This window comes from Ruegeria sp. G12 (genome assembly GCF_056533565.1).
Genome location: NZ_JBQFOO010000002.1, coordinates 598,599 through 617,715 on the forward strand (window position 1 = coordinate 598,599; position 19,117 = coordinate 617,715).

Sequence of the window (19,117 nt, forward strand, 5' to 3'; positions counted from 1 at the left end):
ATTAGTGCTGTGGCAGGCTGGCTTGAACCTGCTGCCACAGACCATGCGACCACAGATCGTTATGGGTGCCGTCAGGGATCAGGAACAGTTGCACGTTGTCGCCGGAAAGCGCGGCCAGAGCCTCACTATGGTGAACCGGGACCACGATATCGTCAGTGCCGTGGAAAATCAGCGTGGGCACCTCGATCTGGTCAATGACGTCGCGTGTCGCGAACTTGTCCTGCATCAGCAAGTTCACCGGCAGCCACGGATAGCGCTCGCCCGCGACGTCAACAGTTGCGGTGAACGGAGCCTCAAGCACCAGCAATTCCGCTGTCGGGCGCTGTGCGGCTACGGCAGCGGCCACGCCGGTTCCAAGGCTCTGGCCGTGCAGGACAACCGGTTCGCCCTGCTCGGTCAGCCGGTCGAACAGTTCCAGACCGTCGGAGACAAAGGCGACCTCGGACGGCTGGCCTTCGCTTCCCGGAAACCCGCGATAGCTGGGGGCAAGCAGCCCGTAGCCGCTGTTCAGGATTTCCCGCATCCTGTCCGCGCGGTCGCCCAAATTGCCGCTTTGGCCGTGAAAGAACAGAACGGTGGGCGCACCCTCGGCCACGGCTGGCGCGGACCATGCGGTCAGCACCACCCCGTCGGACATGGGCAGAGAAACAACGTCGACATCCGACAGCCCCACCGCGCCGGGTTCGGGCAACTCGCCTGACGCTTTGAACAGCAAGTCGCGCTGGTTCACGTACATGTAGCCAACGGCGGCCACGTAAGCCAACACGACCACGGCAGCCAGAGTGTAAATGACTCGCAAAAAGCGCCGCGCGCCGGACGCGTCGGGCCGCGTGACCGCGTTTGGAAAATCGTCTCGTGTCTGTGCCATCGGATCCTCCGCCATACGTTGATAGTATCAGACTGGGGACCATCCGCGCAGATTCAAGGATTATGCAGCAAGCTTAATCTTCCCTTCAGGAATTCAGATCTGCACGTTACGGGCTTGACGCAACGATGACTTCGGTGCTTGCTGCAGGTCGCGCAACCAAGGATGACCCATGTCTTTCGAACTCTGGCTGGCCTTCGTGGCCGCATCGACCGCATTGCTGCTGATCCCGGGACCGACGGTGTTGCTGGTGCTCAGCTATGCGCTGTCCAAGGGCCGCAGCGTGGCCGTTGCCTCGGCCACCGGGGTTGCGGTGGGCGATCTGGTGGCGATGACGGCGTCGCTGCTGGGGTTGGGGGCGCTGGTTCTGGCCTCGGCCACCCTGTTTTCCATATTGAAATGGGCCGGTGCCGCGTATCTGGTCTGGCTGGGCATCAAGCTGCTGCGCAGCGCGCCCGCGGGCGGGCTGAGCACGGTGGACACAGGCCGCGACGTGTCGGCCCGCAGCGTTTTCGGGCATGCGGCGGCAGTGACCGCGCTGAACCCGAAATCCATCGCCTTCTTCATCGCGTTTGTGCCGCAATTCCTGCGCCCGGCAGAGCCTCTGGGCCCGCAATTCGCCATCCTTATCGCAACATTTGTCGGTCTGGCCTGGCTGAACGCGCTTGCCTATGCGCTGCTGGCGGACCGTCTGCGCCGCATGATCGGACGCGCTGGCGTGATCACCGCAATAACCCGTTTCGGCGGCTTGACTCTGATCGGAATGGGTGTGGCCACGGCCGTTCTGCGCCGCCCGGCCTGATCTAGTCTTCGGCGTGTTCCTTCATGAACCCGCGGATAAAGCGGCGGATTTCCCGCGCGGCTGAGGTGTCCATCTCGCGGCACAAATCGACAAACGCATCCCGTTCATCCTTATCCAACCGCAGAACTAACTGACTGTTTTTCTTGGTAGACTTTTTGCCGTCTTTCTTAGCCACGCGTATTGATCCCATCTTGCCCTTGATTCTCGCCTCTATGCTTTGTATATACATAGCATAGAGGTTGTAATTATCGGGCACCTAACAAAAAACAAGGAACAAGGCAATGAATCTTCATGTCGCGCAGGCATTTCTTTTGCGAGATCAACGCAATTGGCGCAAACCTCACCTGTCGTGGCTGCCCGCCGCGCTGTATCGTTATTACGGCTTGCCAAAGGCCCTTCCGGAACGTCGCAAGTAGTCGCTGGCAATCAATCCTTGCATGACTGACCCCGATGGGCCAAACACCCCTGCGTGTTATGACGCCAGAGGGGCCCGCCATGTCCAGAAACAAGTCGGTCAAGGATTACATCCGCACCATCGTTGATTTCCCGCATGAGGGGATCATGTTCCGGGACGTCACAACCCTGTTCGCGGACCCGCGCGGGTTTCGCATGGCGATCGACCAGATGCTGCATCCTTACGCGGGTGAGCGGATCGACAAAGTGGTCGGGCTCGAGGCGCGCGGCTTCATTCTGGGCGGTGCGATTGCGCATCAGCTGAGCGTGGGATTTGTCCCGATCCGCAAGAAGGGCAAGCTGCCCGGCACCACGATCAGTCAGGACTACAAGCTGGAATATGGCGAGGCCATCGTGGAAATCCACGATGACGCCATCATGCCGGGCGAGAAAATCCTTGTGGTCGACGATCTGCTGGCCACCGGCGGCACCGCCGAGGCCGGGATCAAACTGATCGAGCGTCTGGGCGGCGAGATCATGTCATGCTCGTTCATCATCGACCTGCCCGAGCTCGGTGGCCGCAAAGTGCTGGAAGACATGGGCATGGATGTTCATGTCCTATGCGAATTCGAGGGGCTTTGACCTCATCGTGTTCACAAAACCGTGATTGGAAATGAGGTGCTGGGACGGCTTAGCGCAGCACCTCCGGATTTCAACCCGAATACCTCCGCACGGCCAGTGATCTTTTTGCGATAACCCTCCGTACCCCAAGTGATGCTGCATAAAGCATTTCAACTTATGGGAGATACGATATGTTCCGCAAATTCGCCGCCGCCAGTGTCGCAACCATTGTTCTCAGCACCTCTGCAATGGCTGACGGTCACGGTAAAGACATCGTTGATACCGCCGTCGCAGCCGGAGATTTTGAAACCCTCGTCGCAGCGGTCCAGGCGGCTGAACTGGTCGACACGCTGAAGGGCGAAGGCCCGTTCACCGTGTTTGCCCCGACCGACGCAGCCTTTGCCGCGCTGCCCGAGGGCACGGTTGAAAATCTGCTGAAACCTGAGAACAAGGACCAGCTGGTTGCGATCCTGACCTATCACGTTGTTCCGGGCAAAGTGATGTCCGGGGACCTGTCCGACGACATGACTGCAGCCACCGTGCAGGGCGGTGACATCACCGTCGATCTGGACTCGGGCGTCATGATCAACGACGCCAATGTGGTTCAGGCCGATATCGAAACCAAGAATGGCGTGATCCACGTGATTGACAAGGTGATCCTGCCTGCGTCGTAATTTGCTACCGGAACACGGCCTTTGTGGGCCGTGTTCACCCCTTCAATACGGCTCCGGGGTTCATGATCCCCTTCGGATCGAGCGCAGCCTTAATCGCACGCATGGCGTTCAGCTTGGCCGGGTCGCCGTACTTGACCAAATCATCGGTTTTCAGACGTCCCACCCCATGCTCGGCGCTGACCGAGCCCCTAAACTCATGCACCAGATCATAGACGGCATGCTGGATCGCGGCGCGTTTATCATCGAATTCCGCCCTGTTGAAACCGCGCGGCGGAAACACATTGTAATGCAGATTCCCATCGCCAACATGCCCGAAACAGTTGATCCGAAACGGGCCGATCGCGCGGATGGCCTCCGCTCCGCGCCGGATGAACTCAGGGATTTCCGAGATCGGGACTGAGATATCGTGGCTTGAAACCGACCCAATCAGGCGGTTCGCCTCGGGGATACGCTCGCGGATCGCCCACAGGTCAGCGCGCTGCGCCTCGCTCTGGGCAATGACACTGTCATTGATCAAACCCTTCGCATCGGAGGCGACATATATCGCCTCCAGAGCATCCGCAGGCGACTGACCGGCAGACAGGCCAAGCTCGACCAGAGCGCACCACTCGGGTTGCACGTCGAAAGGCTGCCGAACATCCGGCAAAACCTCGGTCAGAAATTCCAAACCCTGCCGATGGATCAGTTCGAACGAACTGATAGTCTCGCCCACAAGATCCCGGGCAAGAGCCAGCAGGTCGATGGCCGCCTCAGCTGAGGTCACTCGAAACATCGCCGTCCCAACCGCCGCCGGGCGCGGGTAAAGTTTCAGCGCGGCAGCTGTGATAATCCCCAATGTCCCCTCGGACCCGATCAGCAGGTTGCGCAGATCGTAGCCCGTATTGTCCTTCCGCAACCGGCTGAGACCGTGCCAGATTTCGCCATTCGGCAACACGGCCTCAAGCCCCAGACACAAATCCCGCGCATTGCCGTAACGCAGAACGTTGACCCCACCGGCATTGGTCGCAAGGTTGCCACCAATCCGGCACGAGCCCTGCGCCGCCAGCGACAGGGGGAACAAACGATCCGCCGCCTCTGCCGCAGACTGAACATCGGCCAGAATGGCACCAGCCTCGGCGACCAGAACGTTCTCGGTCGGGCAGACGGCGCGGATGGCCGTCATCCGCTCCAACGAGACCAACAACGGTGCCGGGCCATCGGTCATCACCTGCCCGCCCACCAGACCGGTGCCACCGCCGTAAGGCACGACCGGCACCCGGGCATCCGAAGCCAGCCGGACAAGCGCCGCAACCTCCTCGACCGTGCGTGGCGAGGCCAGCACGCCCACATGACCCGCAAACCGGTTGCGCGGCTCGGTCAAATACCGCTCGGCAACCGGGCGCAGAACATCACCCCCCAGCTGCGAGCGGATCAAATCGGCGAAACTGTCATCGGCGGGGTTCAGGCTCATACCCCTTCATGGCCCAACGCAACGGACGCCGACAAGCCCTATTCCAGATCAATCAGATAGCGCGGCTCCAGCACGACCACCGTTGGCCGGTCGGGCAAGGTGCGTAGCGAGACGGTGATTTCCGACACGCCCTCACGTTCCACCGGAAAATCGTTCCGGATATCGACCAGAAACCGGTCCAGCGAAAAACCGGAAAACCAGTGCATCGGGATGATAACCGAGCTTTTGAGCCGCCTGAGGACCGAAATCATCTCGGGCAGAGGCATGGTCGTACCACCATCCACCGCTGCCATCACCACATCCAACCGTCCCAGTGCGGCGAATTGCTCGTCTGACGGAACATGATGCAGATGGCCCAGATGGCCGATGCAAAGGCCCTCAACCTCGAACACGAAGATCGAGTTCCCACGCTCCTCGACCCCGCCATAGACCGAGCGGATATCGGTCGAGACGTTGCGCACCAACATTTCACCCAGATCGAGGTAATGATCGATCCCCTGCCCGAACTCGCCCCACCCCGGCAACACATGCGGGATGGCTGGATCGGGATGAGCCGTCCAATGGGTGGAATGGGCGTGGTTCATTGTCACCACATCCGGAATCAGATCGGCGCTGCCGATGAACCCGGTGAAATCGGTGACCGCATTTAACCCGCCCTGCGTCTGGATCATGAAAGAGGCATGAGCGATGTAACTGATCCGCACCGAAAACTCCGGCACCGGATCCTGCCACGCCGCCTTATGCAGGTATTCGATCCCCGGTGCGGCATCCGCAATGGCGATACAATGGCTCGGCCGCCGCTCCTGCGCCGCAGCCCCGCCCGAGATCACCATCAATGCCGCAACCAACCAGCGCATGACCAGAGTGTAGCGCATCCCGCCGCCAAGTCATGCCCCTTGTTCATCTGGCCCAAAATATCCCGAGGGAGTCGCGGCTTGCCGCGGCGGGGGCAGAGCCCCCTACCCCGCGTCGGTCTTGCCCCGACGATCCGACCGCAGGCTGGCGTACAACACATGCGTCCGCCACCGCCCATTGATCTGCAGATAAGACTGCGCAACGCCCTCGTATTTGAAGCCCGAGCTTTCCAGCAACCCCCGCGAGGCCGCGTTTTCCGGCAGGCAGGCGGCCTCGATCCGGCTCAGGTCCAGACGGGTGAAAGCGTGGTGTACTACCGCCCCGATGGCCTCGCGCATATACCCCTGACGGGCAAAGGGCTGACCGGTCCAGTACCCCAGCGTCCCCGCCTGTGCCGGTCCGCGCCGGACGTTGTCCAGCGTGATCGCCCCCACCAAAGCGTCATCCGAGCGGCGGAACAGGAACAGCGGAATCGCCGTGCCCCCGGCGACCGAGCGTTGCGCCCAATAGACCCGATTGGTGAACGACTTCCGGCTCAGGTGATCCTTGGCCCAGATCGGCTCCCACGGGGTGAGGTAATCTTTGGACGCCCGCCGTAGCGCCGCCCATTCGTTGAAGTCGGAATGGATGGGCGGGCGCAAGCTCAGGCGCTCGGTTTCGAGTTTCAGCTTGCGTCGGCCCAGAAGCATCACGCCGCGCGCCTCTCCTGCAATTCCGCCAGCGAGGGCGCGCCTAAGACCGGGCCGTAAAGTGCCAGCGCCGCCGGGGCCTGTAACGCCATGGTTTCAGCAAAGGCCAGAACATCCCTGGTGGTAACAGCGTCGATCTTGGTGACCGTATCCTCAAGCGAGGGCACACGTCCCCAGATCTGCACCAGCCGCGCCAGACGCTCGGCCCGGTTCGAGGGGCTTTCCAGCCCCATCAGCATGCCCGCTTTCATCTGCGCACGCGCACGGGCAACCTCTTCGGGGCTCATATCCTCGGCGGCGCGCTTCATCTCATCAATGGTGATGGTCGCCAATTCGCCCACCTGATCGGCCGAGGTTCCGGCGTAGATTGTTGTCGTCCCGGTATCGGCATAGGCCCCGGTCTGCGCAAAGATCGTATAGCACAGCCCGCGCGACTCGCGCACTTCCTGAAACAGGCGCGAGGACATGCCACCGCCCAGCGCCGTTGAATAGATCTGCGCGGTATAGATCGCATCATCGCGATAGCCCGGGCTTTCCAGCGCCAGCGCGAAATGAGCCTGCTCTAACTCTTTCTCTTGCCGCGCTTCGCCACCGGTGAAGCGGGCGGTTTCCGGGATCAGACCTTTGCGCGGCTGGAGATGACCAAACATCTCTTCAGCCATTTTCATCAGCGCATCGTGATCCACGGCTCCGGCTGCCGACAGGATCATCTGTTCCGGCCCGTAATGCTCGGCCACAAAACCCGACAGGTCTTCGCGCGAAAACGCGCTGACCCGCTCGGTTGGCCCCAGAATGGTACGGCCCAGGGGCTGGTCGTGATAGCTCTGCTCTTGCAGCCAATCAAAGATTACGTCGTCGGGCGTGTCATAGGCCTGCCCGATTTCCTGCAGGATCACACCGCGCTCGACCTCGATCTCGCGCGGGTCGAAGATCGGGTTCAGGACGATGTCGCCGATCACATCCATCGCCAGCGCCACGTCGTCTTTCAGAACGCGCGCGTAATAGGCCGTCACCTCGCGCGAGGTATAGGCGTTGATATAGCCGCCCACATCCTCGATCGCCTCGGCGATTTGCAGCGCTGTCCTCCGCTCGGTTCCCTTGAACGCCATATGCTCAAGGAAATGCGCAATGCCGTTCTGTTCGATCCGCTCGTTCCGCGCACCGGCGGTCACCCAGATGCCGATGGCCGCCGATTGCAGCCCCGGCATGTGTTCACTGACGATACGAAATCCGTTCTTCAGCTGGTCTTGTCTGACTGTCACTCAGCGATGTGCCTTCTGATATGATCCTCAAGGGCCCCCAGATCGTTGGCAATGCGGGTCACCCGTTCGGGACGTTCATACAGATCAGACATGCGGGATGGAAGGGGGGCATGTTCACCGCTTGCCTTCTCGACCGCCGCCGGGAATTTCGCCGGGTGCGCGGTGGCCAGAGTGACCATCGGCACCTCTGCCGTGCGGTGATCCTCACCAACCTTGATCCCAATGGCCGAGTGCGGGCAGACCAGTTCAGCGCTGTGCGCCAGCGTGTGCTTGATCGTCTCCAACGTTTCATCCTCGGACACGCGCCCCGAGTCGAAGCTTTCGCGCAGGGCCTCCATCGCGCCTTGGCTGACGTTGAAGCCGCCGCTTTTCAGTTCATCCATCAACTGCGCCACGGCGCTACCATCCTCGCCATAGGCATAATACAGCGCGCGTTCAAAGTTCGAGCTGACCTGAATATCCATCGACGGGCTGATCGAGGGTATGGTTTCGCCCTTGAAATACCCCTCACCCGACAGACACCGGTGCAGAATGTCGTTCTGGTTGGTCGCCACGACCAGACGGTCGATGGGCAGCCCCATTCGCTTGGCCAGATAACCCGCGAAGATGTCGCCGAAATTGCCGGTCGGCACCGTAAAGCTGACCTTGCGGTGCGGCGCGCCGAGGCTGACGGCCGCCGAGAAGTAATACACGATCTGCGCCAGCACCCGCGCGAAGTTGATCGAGTTCACCCCGGCAAGCTTCACCCCATCGCGGAAGTCGAAATCGTTGAACATATCCTTCAGCGCGGCCTGACAATCGTCGAAATCACCATCCACGGCCAAAGCATGCACGTTACTGTCGGCGGGCGTCGTCATCTGACGGCGCTGCACCTCAGACACGCGGCCATGCGGGAACAGGATGAACACATCCACCGCATCCAGCCCGCGAAACGCCTCAATCGCGGCGGACCCGGTATCGCCACTGGTCGCGCCCACGATGGTCACACGATCATTGCGCCGCTTCAACGCCACCTGAAACAACTGGCCAATCAGCTGCATGGCGAAGTCCTTGAAGGCCAGCGTTGGCCCGTGGAACAGTTCCAGCAGGAAGTGGTTCTCGTTCAGCTGCTTCAGCGGCGCGCGGGCATCGTGGCCGAACCCAGAATAAGCGCGGGCGATGATGTCCTTGAACTCATCTTCGGTGAACGAGCCGCTGACATAGGGCCACATCACCCGAAACGCGATCTCTTCATAGGGCAGACCGGTCAAAGCGGCGATCTCGTCATGGTTCATCACCGGGATCTCGGCGGGCAGGTACAGGCCGCCGTCGCGGGCCAACCCGGTCAGCATCGCTTCTTCAAAGGTCAGTTCGGGCGCTTGGCCTCGGGTCGAGATATATTTCATGTCGCTTCACTCTCAGACGGGGCGCGGCTGCGCCACAGGAAATATGCGGTCATCGCGGCCCAGACCAAGGCCAGACCAAACCATGTGATTGCGTATTGCAGGTGATCGTTCGGGATGCCTGCCGTATCCACCGGCAGAGGCGTCACACCCGGATCAGTCTCAGACCGGGCGATCAGCAGAATGGGCTCGGCCCCCAAAGCTGCGGCCAGATTGGGCACGTCGCGGGCGAACCAGATGTTGCTGTCGATGTCCGGCTCAGGCGTGTAGCTGTCGATCTCGTCGGGCCAGTGCAGGTTGCCGGTGACCTCCATCGGACCGGTCTGCCGCTCGACCTGCTTCGCGGTCGTCGGCACAAAGCCACGATCCACCAGAATGGTCCGGTCTTCGGTGCTGAAGGATTGAATGATCCGGTACCCCGCACCGACCTGTTTGACCGACACCAGAACGTGAATCTCCCCGGGCTCCATCTCGCCCGAAACGATGACCGGAAGGTATTTGTCCGCGCCCTCGGACACCGCTGATGGCAGGGCGATCGGGTCAGCAGAAATCCGACTATCGATCTCGGCCAGCACAGCCTGTTTCCACCCAAGCCGCTGCACCTGCCACACGCCCAGCGACAACAGCACGCCCAGACCGGCAAGGCCGAAGATCAGCAGGAACAGAGTGCGGCGCATGGACGATCGTACCTCGTTGCAGGAACCGGCGTCTTGTTAAGGGGCAGGTCACGGGGTTTGCAACCGCCCAATTGTATGGGGCGCAATTTTGCGCCCCGGAATAGAGAAAAAGCCGCCCCAAAGGGCGGCTTTTACAATTGGATCACCTGACGCGGCTTACATCAGCGGGGCTTGGCCCCAGATGTAGACGGCGAAGAACAGGAACAGCCAAACCACGTCAACAAAGTGCCAGTACCAGGCGGCCGCCTCGAACCCGACGTGTTTCTCGGGGGTAAAGTCCCCTTTCAACGCCCGGATCAGACAGACCGACAGGAAGATCGTCCCGATGATCACGTGCGCGCCATGGAAACCGGTCGCCATGAAGAAGTTCGAATAGAACTGATCATCGCCGAACTTCCAGCCCTCGTGGGCCAGCAATTCATAGTATTCATAGCCCTGCAGCGCGGTAAAGGCGATGCCCAGAACGATACCGATGGCCAGACCGTTTATCAGCGCTTTGCGGTCATTGTCATGCACCAGCGCATGGTGCGCCCATGTGATCGCACAACCCGACAGCAGCAGCACCAGCGTGTTGATCAGCGGAAGGTGGAAGGGGTCAACCGCGTGGATATCCGGCTGGATGTACTCGGTACCGGCATAGTCGTACATCGGGTACATGCGATGTTTGAAGAACGACCAGAACCAGGCGAAGAAGAACATCACCTCGGACATCACGAACAGGATGAAACCATAGCGCAGGCCGATGCGGACAACCGGCGTATGGTCGCCCTGACGGCTTTCGACCACCACCTCGGACCACCAGGCAAACATGGTGTATAGAACGCCAATCAGGCCAGCCCAGAACATCCACGGGGTGATGCCGTGCATCCAGAGGACGGCTCCGAACAGCATCACGAAGCCGCCGATCGCGCCGATCAGCGGCCAGATCGAGGGGTTCAGAATGTGGTAGTCGTGATTTTTAGCGTGTGCCATCAAAGTCCCTCACCTAAAGGCGTTAGTTCGTGTTTGTATCTGCCTGCACATCAAGGGCGGCATAGCCCTCGGGCAGGTCAATTTCGTAGAATGTATACGACAGAGTGATCGTATGCACATACTTGGCTTCAAGATCGTCAACCATTTCAGGATCGACGAAGAATGTGACCGGCATCTGAACCCGCTCGCCGGGCTCCAGCACCTGTTCTTCAAAGCAGAAACAGGCGATTTTCTGGAAATACCCGCCCGCCGAATAAGGCGCGACATTATAGGATGCCTGACCGGCTATGGGCCGGTCGGTCGGGTTGTAAGCTTCATAAAACGCCAAACCGGTCTCGCCAATGCGCACTTCCATCTCACGTTCGACCGGCTTGAACTCCCACGCCATATCCTTGGCTTTGGAGGCATCAAAGCGAACTGTAACGGTGCGGTCCAGAATGTCCTCGGGCGCGGCGGCGGCCACGCCGGTGGTGCCGCCAAACCCGGTGACCCGGCAGAACCAGTCATAAAACGGCACTGCCGCCCAGGCGAGGCTACCCATCAGGACAACCACCCCTACGGTCTGTGCAACCGTTTTTTGCGGACCCGACAGCGCCATCAGTTCTGCACCTCTTGCGTCGCCATGTTGAAATCGGTGCCCGAGACCTTGACGACCGTCAAGCCAAAGATGATCACGATGAACGCCGCCAATGTCAGGCCTACGCCCAGATTGCGGCTGAACCGGCGTTGATGCAGCTCGTGGCTTTTGCGCAGGCTCATGACCAGCCTCCCAAGCCGTAAGGCTTCAACAGCGCCTCAACGAGAATCGCGCCGAAATGCAGGAACAGGTACAACAGCGACAGCTTGAAGAAACTGCGCTCAACCTTGAAGTTGTCGGCCTCCGAGTCATCCTCGGTCCGGCGCGAGATCTGCCACGCGCCGCGCAGGAACAGGGCGTTCATTACCACGGCGACGGTCAGGTAGATCGGGCCGCCAATGCCCGAGAACGCGGTGCCGATGGCCAGCGTGGCCAGCAGAGCGGTATAGACCAGAATGTGCCAGCGCGTTGCACGGCGACCATGGGTCACGGTCAGCATCGGCACGCCCGCGTCGTCATAATCCGAGCGCATGAACAGCGCCAGCGCCCAGAAATGCGGCGGTGTCCACATGAAAGTCAGGGCAAACATCAGCCACGGCTCCACAGACATGGAGCCGGTCGCAGCAACCCAGCCGATCACTGGCGGGAAGGCCCCTGCCGCGCCGCCGATCACGATGTTCTGCGGTGTCGAGCGTTTCAACCACATCGTATAGACGACGACGTAGAAAAAGATGGTGAAGGCCAAAAACGCCCCAGCGAACCAGTTGGTCGCCAGCCCCAGCATGATCACCGACAGGCCAGACAGTGCCAGACCCAAGGCCAACGCCTCGCCCTCTTGCACCTTGCCCGAGGGGATCGGACGACCTTTGGTCCGTTTCATCACCCGGTCAATATCCGCATCCCACCACATGTTCAGTGCGCCGGACGCCCCGCCGCCAATGGCGATGAACAGAATCGCGCAGAAGCCCACAAATGGATGCACCGGAACAGGTGCCGCCAGTAGCCCAACCAGAGCCGTGAACACGACCAAAGACATCACGCGCGGCTTCAGTAGGGCGAAGTAATCGCCAAAGCTGGCCTCGTCCGCGTGCGCCTTGGCGGTCACTTGGCTGGCATTGATGCTTGCGTCGCTCATGTCCGGTCCTTCTGGGGCAAAAGCTGCGCGATCCCCGCGCAGCCTGCTATCTTACCTAGGCCAATAGCGGCTTAGTTCGAGGCAACCTGATAGGCGGCAGGCTGGCCCGCATACTCTTCCAGAGCACCTTGCAGCCATTCCTCATACGCTTCTTCGCTGACCACTTTGACGGTGATCGGCATATACGCGTGGTCCTTGCCACACAGTTCCGAGCACTGTCCGAAATAGACGCCCTCTTTATCGGCTTGGAACCACAGTTCGGCCAGACGCCCCGGAACGCCGTCCTGCTTTACACCGAAGGACGGAATGGTCCACGAATGGATCACGTCCGACGCGGTAACCTGCATCACGACGATCTTGCCGACCGGCACAACAACGGCGGTGTCGGTGGCCAGCAGCCATTCATCATCGCTGTAGCCTGCATCAGCCAGCTTGGCGCGCATGGCGTCATCCAGAACAAACGGCGTCACGTCTGCGTCGGCAGGGCGCGCGCCCTCGTCCAGTGTCGCCGGATGACCCAGCAGATAGCTGTCAAAGGCGAAATCGTGATCGACATATTCGTAGGTCCAGTACCACTGGTTGCCCACAACCTTGATCACCACGTCACCTTCCGGAATTTCCTGCTGCTTGAACAGCACCGGCAGCGAGAAAGCCCCGATGAAAACCAGAATCAGGATCGGGCCAAGGGTCCAGGCGATCTCAACCGGCGTATAGTGCGAGAACCGCGCCGGGGTCGGGTTAACACGGCTGTTGTAGCGCACAATGCAGTAAACCAGCAGTGCCGCGACAAACAGGCAGATCACGGTGATGATCACCAGAATCATGTTGTCCAGCTTGTGAATTCCCTCGGCCAGGCTGGTTGCTGCGGGCTGGAACCCCAGGCCGCCATCGACCGGTTTGCCAATAATCTCAAGCTCCTGAGCCATGGCGGGGAGGCTGGAGAGGGCTGTCATCAACCCCGAAAGCATCAAAGCATTCTTCATATTCTGTCCTGATCGTTTGATCTTTACGTCCCTGGCGAAAAGGTGTGAATCAGTCGCACCTCTCCCGTTGTCTTTGGACGCGTTAAAAACCATATTCCAGCGGGTAGATAAAGCAAAATGCTTGCGTCAAACAGACGCTATTTTTGATCTGGATCAAACCCGAAAGGTCGCAACCGATGACTCAGGCCCCGTTCCGCCCCTTTGACAGCGCTTTACCGCAGGATGAGGCCTTGGCCATTTTGCGCTCAGCCACGGCTGGTGCCGAGGATGGAGAGCTGTTTGTCGAGCGGCGAAAATCCGAGTCTCTGGTATTTGATGACGGACGTCTTCGTACCGCGTCTTACGACGCCTCCGAAGGGTTCGGTTTGCGCGCAGTTCAGGGCGAGGTCGCGGGTTATGCCCATTCGACCGACGTGTCGATCCCGGCGCTGAAACGCGCCTCGGAAACCGCGCGGCTGGCGGTGGGGGACGGCGGCGGAACGCTGGCCGATGCGCCGATGGCCACCAACAAACGGCTTTATACCGACGAAGATCCGATCGAAACGGCGAGCTTCCCGGTCAAGGTCGAAACCCTGCGCGAGATCGACGCCTTTGCCCGCGATCTGGACCCCCGCGTGGTTCAAGTCAGCGCGACCATCGCTGCGGCTGTGCAGGAGGTCGAGATTCTGCGCCCCGACGGCGTTCTGGTCCGCGACGTGCGTCCGATGACCCGCGTGAATGTCTCGGTCATCGTCGAACAAAATGGCCGCCGCGAAAGCGGGTCTGCCGGGGGTGGCGGGCGCGTCGGTCTCAGCGGTCTGATCGACCCCGCCGACTGGCAGGCCAAAGCGCGCGAGGCTCTGCGGATCGCTTTGGTCAACCTCGACGCGGTCCCTGCCCCGGCAGGTGTCATGGAGGTCGCGCTTGGCCCCGGCTGGCCCGGAATTCTGCTGCACGAAGCCATCGGGCATGGGCTTGAAGGTGATTTCAACCGCAAGGGAAGTTCAGCCTTTGCGGGCCTGATGGGGCAGCAAATCGCGTCGAAAGGCGTAACCGTGGTAGATGACGGTACGATGGCTGACCGGCGCGGCTCGATCACTGTGGACGACGAGGGCACGCCCAGTTCGCGGACGGTTCTGATCGAGGATGGCATCCTGACCGGCTACATGCAGGACCGGCAGAACGCCCGCCTGATGGGCGTTGCGCCAACCGGCAACGGACGGCGGCAGAGCTATGCCCACAAACCTATGCCGCGCATGACGAATACGGTTATGCTGGGCGGCGAAGCCGATCCGGCCGCGCTGGTAGCCGACATCAAAGACGGCATCTGGGCCGTTGGATTCGGCGGCGGACAGGTGGATATCACCAATGGCAAATTCGTGTTCTCGTGCACCGAGGCCTACCGGGTCGAAAACGGCAAGATCGGCGCGCCGGTCAAAGGCGCGACCCTGATCGGTGACGGGCCGTCTGCGCTGAAACGCATCCGCGGTCTGGGCAACGACATGGCACTGGACCCAGGCATGGGCACCTGCGGCAAGGATGGCCAGTGGGTGCCGGTGGGCGTCGGGCAGCCGACGGTTCTGATGGACGGGCTAACGGTTGGCGGCTCGGCCACCTGAGTCGGAAAACAGCTAATAGTGAGGCGCTCGGTTAACGCTGGGAGCCTTTCGCAACGCGCCCACTCCTGTCTGCCCAAGAAAATTCGCAAGAATTTTCTCCGCCTTTTCAAACATATATACAGATATCAAGAAACGCGTTCAGAAAAAACGCATCTAATTTTCTTCGATTCACAAGCTGTTAACCCCATACCCCGTAAACCAGTTCTGCAATCAGGCGGAGCATCGGATGACCGAAGAGCAGCTTTCTTCCAATCACCCCACACTCCCACCCACCACGGAAGAGGATCGGTTTTCCTGGCTTCGTCTGTTGCGCTCGCGCAAGGTTGGCCCGGCGACGTTTCGCCGGCTGCTACGCGAACATGGCTCGGCGCAGAACGCGCTGGCCGCGCTGCCCGAAATGGCACGTGCTGCCGGGATCGACGGGTATGAAACCTGCCCCCCCGGCGTGATCGAGGCAGAGCTCAAGGCAGCAAAAGCCGCCAATGCGCGGCTTTTGTGCCTTGGGTCTGCAGATTTCCCTGCCGCTTTGAATGATATCTCTGATGCTCCTCCGATCCTTTGGGCGATTGGCGATACGTCCCTTTTGCAACGATCGGCGATTGCAATGGTTGGGGCGCGAAATTGTTCCTCCCTCGGGGCCCGGATGGCACGCGGGCTGGCGAAAGAGTTAGGCGAAAAGGGGTTTGTTGTCGTGTCGGGGCTGGCCCGGGGGATCGACACCTCGGCGCATATGTCTGCTTTAGAAACCGGAACCATTGCCGTGATGGCGGGTGGAGTCGACGTGATCTACCCAGCGGAAAACACAGATCTGGCGCGGAACATCGCCGACAAGGGCCTGCGCCTCGCGGAACAACCAATGGGCGTAACGCCCCAGGCCCGGCACTTTCCGCGCCGCAATCGGATCATCTCGGGCCTGTCGCAAGCGGTGATCGTTGTCGAAGCGGCGGCGAAATCAGGCAGCCTGATCACGGCCCGCGATGCGCTTGATCAGGGGCGAGAGGTTTTGGCCGTGCCCGGCCATCCGATCGACGCCCGCGCCGCTGGGTGCAATCTGTTGATCCGCGACGGTGCAACGCTGGTGCGCAACGCCGAGGACGTGATTGACGCTCTGCCGCCGCAGCAATCGGTTCTTTTGCCATCTGAATACACCGACGCGCCCTGCCTCAAGGACAGCCAAACCGTGACAAGCGGATCGCTGCATACCGAAATCCTGACCAGGCTTGGCCCATCCCCGATTGCCGAGGATCAACTGATCCGCGACATTGCCGCCCCAGCGGGTGCTGTTGGTCCGGCGCTGGTGGATCTGGAGCTCGACGGGCGGATTCAGCGCCAACCTGGCGGGTTGCTGTCGCTGGCCAGCTAGCGCAGCGGTTCATAAAGACGCCATATTTTCAGGGTCAAAAGGAACGCATTGACAATTCGATCTTGCCGCACACATTTTGCACGGCCATACAAAGCGCAAAGCCTGTCGAGCGAGGATTCCTCTTAAATGCCCGTAGTTGTTGTAGAATCTCCGGCCAAAGCAAAAACGATCAATAAGTATCTTGGCCCCGACTACACTGTTTTGGCCTCGTATGGCCATGTGCGAGACCTGCCGCCCAAGGACGGATCGGTTGATCCGGACCACGAATTCTCGATGAAATGGGAGGTCGGGAATGACAGCCGCAAGCATGTCAAAGCGATCGCCGACGCGCTGAAAGAGGACAACGCCCTGATCCTCGCCACTGACCCCGATCGCGAGGGTGAGGCGATCAGTTGGCACCTGCAGGAGGCGCTGACCAAACGACGGTCAATCAAAAAGGACACGCCGGTCAGCCGCGTGACCTTTAACGCGATCACCAAGGATGCCGTGACCGAGGCGATGCAGAACCCGCGCGAGGTCGACATGCCTCTGGTCGAGGCCTATCTGGCCCGCCGGGCGCTGGACTATCTGGTGGGGTTCAACCTGTCGCCGGTACTGTGGCGCAAGCTGCCCGGCGCGCGGTCTGCGGGTCGCGTGCAATCGGTCTGCCTGCGCCTGATCGTCGAACGCGAGATGGAGATCGAGGCGTTCAAACCGGTCGAATACTGGTCGGTCAGGGCGCTGTTCGAAACCCCGCGCGGCCAAACCTATGAAGCACGGCTTGTCACTCTGGCGGGCAAAAAGCTGGACAAGCACGATCTGGCCAATGCAACGCAGGCCGAGCTGGCGGTGCAGGCCATCACCAGCCGCGCGCTGAGCGTCACCTCGGTCGAGGCCAAGCCCGCCGCGCGGAACCCCTCTGCCCCGTTCATGACCTCGACCCTGCAGCAAGAGGCCAGCCGCAAGTTCGGCATGGGCGCGCGCCATGCGATGCAGGTGGCGCAGCGGCTGTATGAGGCGGGCTACATTACTTATATGCGGACCGACGGCATCGACATGGCTCCCGAGGCTGTCGCGGCCACCCGCGATGCGATCTCGGACCGGTATGGCGCGGAATACGTGCCCGGCAGCCCGCGTATCTATAAGAACAAGGCTAAGAATGCGCAGGAAGCGCATGAATGTATCCGCCCCACGGATATGACGCGCGACGCCAAGGCGCTGAAGGTGACGGATGAGGACCAGCGCAAGCTGTACGATCTGATTTGGAAGCGCACCATCGCGTGCCAGATGGCCGCCGCACGGTTGGAGCGCACGACGGTCGAGATCGGCAGCGATGACGGTCAGGTCGGCCTGCGCGCCACCGGTCAGGTGGTGCTGTTTGACGGGTTCATGCGTGTCTATGAGGAAGGCCGCGATGACGTGGCTGATGACGACGAAAAGCGCCTGCCGCAGATTATGCAGGGCGATCCGGCGCGCTTTGCCAAGACCTCGCTGAAGGATCAGTTTGCAAAGGCCGAGGACAAGGCCGCGATCCTGTCCGAAAACGAAGCCGTACTGGCCCTGCAACACCACACCCAACCACCGCCACGTTATACCGAGGCCACGCTGGTCAAGCGGATGGAGGAGTTGGGGATCGGGCGACCCTCGACCTATGCCTCGATCGTGACCACGATTCAGGACCGCGAATATGTGCGCAAGGACAAGAACCGGCTGATCCCCGAGGAAAAGGGCCGGATCGTCACGATCTTTCTGCTGAATTTCTTCCGGCAGTACGTGGGCTATGAGTTCACCGCCAATCTGGAGGAAGAACTGGACGATGTCAGTGCAGGCGACCGGGACTATAAGGACCTGCTGGGCAAGTTCTGGCGCGATTTCTCTGCGGCGATTGGCGAGACCTCGGAACTGCGCATCTCGGAAGTGCTGGACAAGCTGGATGAGGCGCTGGCCCCGCAGCTTTATCCGCCGCGCGAGGATGGGTCAGACCCGCGCATCTGCCCGAAATGCGGCGTCGGACAGTTGCACCTGAAGACCTCGCGCACCGGCGGGTTTGTGGGCTGTGGCAACTACCCCGAATGCACCTATACCCGCCCCATCGCGGGCGAAGGGGCTGAAGGCGACGAACGTCTGCTGGGCGAAGATGCTGGCGATGAGATCTGGCTGAAATCCGGTCGCTTCGGGCCTTACGTTCAGCGCGGCGAGCCTACGCCCGAGAACAAGAAGCCACCGCGTGCCTCTTTGCCCCGGGGGTGGAGCAAGGATGACATGGATCTGGACAAGGCCCTGACGCTCTTGTCGCTGCCCCGCCAGATCGGTGAACATCCCGACGGCGGCATGATCACCTCGAACTTCGGGCGGTTCGGCCCCTATCTGATGCATCAACTGGCTGATGAGGCCAAACCGGTCTACGCCAACCTCAAGGACCCCAACGATGTGTTCGAGATCGGCATGAACCGCGCCGTGGAACTGCTGGCCGAAAAGCGCGCCAACCCGGGACGCGGACGGCGGGCAGCCGCGAAACCGCTGAAAGAGCTGGGCGAACACCCCGATGGCGGCGCGATTCAGGTTCTGGATGGTCGGTATGGGCCTTATGTGAAATGGGAGAAGGTCAACGCTACCCTGCCCAAGGACATCAAACCCGAGGACGTGACGCTGGAAATGGCGGTCGAACTGGCCAACGAGAAGGCGGCCAAGAAGGGCGCCAAACGGAAAGCGGCCCCCAAGAAGAAGGCCGCCGCGAAGAAGACCACCAAGAAAGCGGCCAGTTAGGTAGAAATACCACTGACCCTCTGGTTTCATTGACTTCCCCGTGACGTGGCGGCACAAATCGGCCCAACACCATG

Annotated in this window: 19 protein-coding genes; 6 read left to right on the forward strand and 13 right to left on the reverse strand. The window is 60.8% G+C overall.

Annotated elements, in window-relative coordinates:
* Window position 1: 1 nt before the first annotated feature.
* On the reverse strand, window positions 2–868 hold the full coding sequence (locus tag ACR0JN_RS06810; protein WP_480884868.1) for an alpha/beta hydrolase: 867 nt from the start codon (window positions 866–868) through the stop codon (window positions 2–4).
* Window positions 869–1,037: 169 nt separating this feature from the next.
* On the opposite strand from ACR0JN_RS06810, the gene ACR0JN_RS06815 reads away from it, so the two are divergent.
* Window positions 1,038–1,667 carry a LysE family translocator gene (locus ACR0JN_RS06815; protein WP_480884869.1) on the forward strand — a complete coding sequence of 210 codons (630 nt, stop codon included), beginning with the start codon at window positions 1,038–1,040 and terminating at the stop codon, window positions 1,665–1,667.
* Between the two features lies 1 nt (window position 1,668).
* Here ACR0JN_RS06815 and ACR0JN_RS06820 read toward each other — a convergent pair whose 3' ends face one another.
* Window positions 1,669–1,842 carry a hypothetical protein gene (locus ACR0JN_RS06820; RefSeq protein WP_480884870.1) on the reverse strand — a complete coding sequence of 58 codons (174 nt, stop codon included), beginning with the start codon at window positions 1,840–1,842 and terminating at the stop codon, window positions 1,669–1,671.
* Between the two features lie 320 nt (window positions 1,843–2,162).
* Between ACR0JN_RS06820 and ACR0JN_RS06825 the strand changes: the two genes are divergently transcribed.
* Both ACR0JN_RS06825 and ACR0JN_RS06830 read left to right on the forward strand, forming a co-directional pair.
* On the forward strand, window positions 2,163–2,702 hold the full coding sequence (locus tag ACR0JN_RS06825) for an adenine phosphoribosyltransferase (RefSeq protein WP_480817252.1): 540 nt from the start codon (window positions 2,163–2,165) through the stop codon (window positions 2,700–2,702).
* A 170-nt stretch (window positions 2,703–2,872) separates the two neighbouring features.
* Complete coding sequence (locus ACR0JN_RS06830) at window positions 2,873–3,355, forward strand: fasciclin domain-containing protein (RefSeq protein WP_480884871.1); 483 nt, start codon at window positions 2,873–2,875, stop codon at window positions 3,353–3,355.
* A 34-nt stretch (window positions 3,356–3,389) separates the two neighbouring features.
* On the opposite strand, the gene ACR0JN_RS06835 is transcribed toward ACR0JN_RS06830, so the two are convergent.
* From ACR0JN_RS06835 to coxB, 11 genes are all read right to left on the reverse strand, one after another.
* On the reverse strand, window positions 3,390–4,805 hold the full coding sequence (locus ACR0JN_RS06835) for an FAD-binding oxidoreductase (RefSeq protein ID WP_480884872.1): 1,416 nt from the start codon (window positions 4,803–4,805) through the stop codon (window positions 3,390–3,392).
* 38 nt (window positions 4,806–4,843) lie between these two features.
* On the reverse strand, window positions 4,844–5,662 hold the full coding sequence (locus ACR0JN_RS06840; RefSeq protein WP_480817343.1) for an MBL fold metallo-hydrolase: 819 nt from the start codon (window positions 5,660–5,662) through the stop codon (window positions 4,844–4,846).
* A gap of 102 nt (window positions 5,663–5,764) precedes the next feature.
* The gene (locus ACR0JN_RS06845) at window positions 5,765–6,349 is read right to left on the reverse strand and encodes a GNAT family N-acetyltransferase (protein WP_480885017.1); all 585 of its coding nucleotides are present in this window, start codon (window positions 6,347–6,349) and stop codon (window positions 5,765–5,767) included.
* The gene (locus ACR0JN_RS06850; RefSeq protein ID WP_480884873.1) at window positions 6,349–7,611 is read right to left on the reverse strand and encodes a M16 family metallopeptidase; all 1,263 of its coding nucleotides are present in this window, start codon (window positions 7,609–7,611) and stop codon (window positions 6,349–6,351) included. The genes ACR0JN_RS06845 and ACR0JN_RS06850 overlap by 1 nt, the downstream gene beginning before the upstream one ends.
* On the reverse strand, window positions 7,608–8,996 hold the full coding sequence (gene thrC / locus ACR0JN_RS06855) for a threonine synthase (protein WP_480884874.1): 1,389 nt from the start codon (window positions 8,994–8,996) through the stop codon (window positions 7,608–7,610). Before thrC ends, ACR0JN_RS06850 begins: the two co-directional genes overlap by 4 nt.
* On the reverse strand, window positions 8,993–9,670 hold the full coding sequence (locus tag ACR0JN_RS06860) for an SURF1 family protein (protein WP_480884875.1): 678 nt from the start codon (window positions 9,668–9,670) through the stop codon (window positions 8,993–8,995). The genes thrC and ACR0JN_RS06860 overlap by 4 nt, the downstream gene beginning before the upstream one ends.
* A 156-nt stretch (window positions 9,671–9,826) precedes the next feature.
* Window positions 9,827–10,642 carry a cytochrome c oxidase subunit 3 gene (locus tag ACR0JN_RS06865; protein WP_480884876.1) on the reverse strand — a complete coding sequence of 272 codons (816 nt, stop codon included), beginning with the start codon at window positions 10,640–10,642 and terminating at the stop codon, window positions 9,827–9,829.
* A gap of 22 nt (window positions 10,643–10,664) precedes the next feature.
* Window positions 10,665–11,240, reverse strand: coding sequence for a cytochrome c oxidase assembly protein (locus ACR0JN_RS06870; protein ID WP_480884877.1), 576 nt, complete (start codon window positions 11,238–11,240; stop codon window positions 10,665–10,667).
* Complete coding sequence (locus ACR0JN_RS06875; protein WP_170721067.1) at window positions 11,240–11,401, reverse strand: hypothetical protein; 162 nt, start codon at window positions 11,399–11,401, stop codon at window positions 11,240–11,242. The genes ACR0JN_RS06870 and ACR0JN_RS06875 overlap by 1 nt, the downstream gene beginning before the upstream one ends.
* Window positions 11,398–12,354, reverse strand: a complete 957-nt coding sequence (gene cyoE, locus ACR0JN_RS06880) for a heme o synthase (RefSeq protein ID WP_480884878.1) — start codon at window positions 12,352–12,354, stop codon at window positions 11,398–11,400. Before cyoE ends, ACR0JN_RS06875 begins: the two co-directional genes overlap by 4 nt.
* A 71-nt stretch (window positions 12,355–12,425) precedes the next feature.
* Window positions 12,426–13,337 (reverse strand): cytochrome c oxidase subunit II, encoded by a 912-nt coding sequence (gene coxB / locus ACR0JN_RS06885; protein WP_480817243.1) that lies wholly within the window; start codon window positions 13,335–13,337, stop codon window positions 12,426–12,428.
* Between the two features lie 176 nt (window positions 13,338–13,513).
* On the opposite strand from coxB, the gene tldD reads away from it, so the two are divergent.
* The 3 genes from tldD to topA all read left to right on the forward strand — a co-directional run bounded on the left by tldD (window position 13,514) and on the right by topA (window position 19,043).
* Window positions 13,514–14,935, forward strand: a complete 1,422-nt coding sequence (gene tldD / locus ACR0JN_RS06890) for a metalloprotease TldD (protein ID WP_480884879.1) — start codon at window positions 13,514–13,516, stop codon at window positions 14,933–14,935.
* 226 nt (window positions 14,936–15,161) lie between these two features.
* Window positions 15,162–16,298 (forward strand): DNA-processing protein DprA, encoded by a 1,137-nt coding sequence (gene dprA / locus ACR0JN_RS06895; protein WP_480884880.1) that lies wholly within the window; start codon window positions 15,162–15,164, stop codon window positions 16,296–16,298.
* Window positions 16,299–16,424: 126 nt separating this feature from the next.
* On the forward strand, window positions 16,425–19,043 hold the full coding sequence (gene topA / locus ACR0JN_RS06900) for a type I DNA topoisomerase (protein WP_480884881.1): 2,619 nt from the start codon (window positions 16,425–16,427) through the stop codon (window positions 19,041–19,043).
* Window positions 19,044–19,117: the final 74 nt, after the last annotated feature.

Excerpts from the sequence above, each read along its gene's own strand:
- ACR0JN_RS06810 (WP_480884868.1), bottom strand. The coding sequence starts at position 868 with ATGGCACAGACACGAGACGATTTTCCAAACGCGGTCACGCGGCCCGAC.
- ACR0JN_RS06815 (WP_480884869.1), top strand. The coding sequence starts at position 1,038 with ATGTCTTTCGAACTCTGGCTGGCCTTCGTGGCCGCATCGACCGCATTG.
- ACR0JN_RS06825 (WP_480817252.1), top strand. The coding sequence starts at position 2,163 with ATGTCCAGAAACAAGTCGGTCAAGGATTACATCCGCACCATCGTTGAT.
- ACR0JN_RS06830 (WP_480884871.1), top strand. The coding sequence starts at position 2,873 with ATGTTCCGCAAATTCGCCGCCGCCAGTGTCGCAACCATTGTTCTCAGC.
- ACR0JN_RS06835 (WP_480884872.1), bottom strand. The coding sequence starts at position 4,805 with ATGAGCCTGAACCCCGCCGATGACAGTTTCGCCGATTTGATCCGCTCG.
- ACR0JN_RS06840 (WP_480817343.1), bottom strand. The coding sequence starts at position 5,662 with ATGCGCTGGTTGGTTGCGGCATTGATGGTGATCTCGGGCGGGGCTGCG.
- ACR0JN_RS06845 (WP_480885017.1), bottom strand. The coding sequence starts at position 6,349 with ATGCTTCTGGGCCGACGCAAGCTGAAACTCGAAACCGAGCGCCTGAGC.
- thrC (WP_480884874.1), bottom strand. The coding sequence starts at position 8,996 with ATGAAATATATCTCGACCCGAGGCCAAGCGCCCGAACTGACCTTTGAA.
- ACR0JN_RS06860 (WP_480884875.1), bottom strand. The coding sequence starts at position 9,670 with ATGCGCCGCACTCTGTTCCTGCTGATCTTCGGCCTTGCCGGTCTGGGC.
- ACR0JN_RS06865 (WP_480884876.1), bottom strand. The coding sequence starts at position 10,642 with ATGGCACACGCTAAAAATCACGACTACCACATTCTGAACCCCTCGATC.
- ACR0JN_RS06870 (WP_480884877.1), bottom strand. The coding sequence starts at position 11,240 with ATGGCGCTGTCGGGTCCGCAAAAAACGGTTGCACAGACCGTAGGGGTG.
- ACR0JN_RS06875 (WP_170721067.1), bottom strand. The coding sequence starts at position 11,401 with ATGAGCCTGCGCAAAAGCCACGAGCTGCATCAACGCCGGTTCAGCCGC.
- cyoE (WP_480884878.1), bottom strand. The coding sequence starts at position 12,354 with ATGAGCGACGCAAGCATCAATGCCAGCCAAGTGACCGCCAAGGCGCAC.
- coxB (WP_480817243.1), bottom strand. The coding sequence starts at position 13,337 with ATGAAGAATGCTTTGATGCTTTCGGGGTTGATGACAGCCCTCTCCAGC.
- tldD (WP_480884879.1), top strand. The coding sequence starts at position 13,514 with ATGACTCAGGCCCCGTTCCGCCCCTTTGACAGCGCTTTACCGCAGGAT.
- dprA (WP_480884880.1), top strand. The coding sequence starts at position 15,162 with ATGACCGAAGAGCAGCTTTCTTCCAATCACCCCACACTCCCACCCACC.
- topA (WP_480884881.1), top strand. The coding sequence starts at position 16,425 with ATGCCCGTAGTTGTTGTAGAATCTCCGGCCAAAGCAAAAACGATCAAT.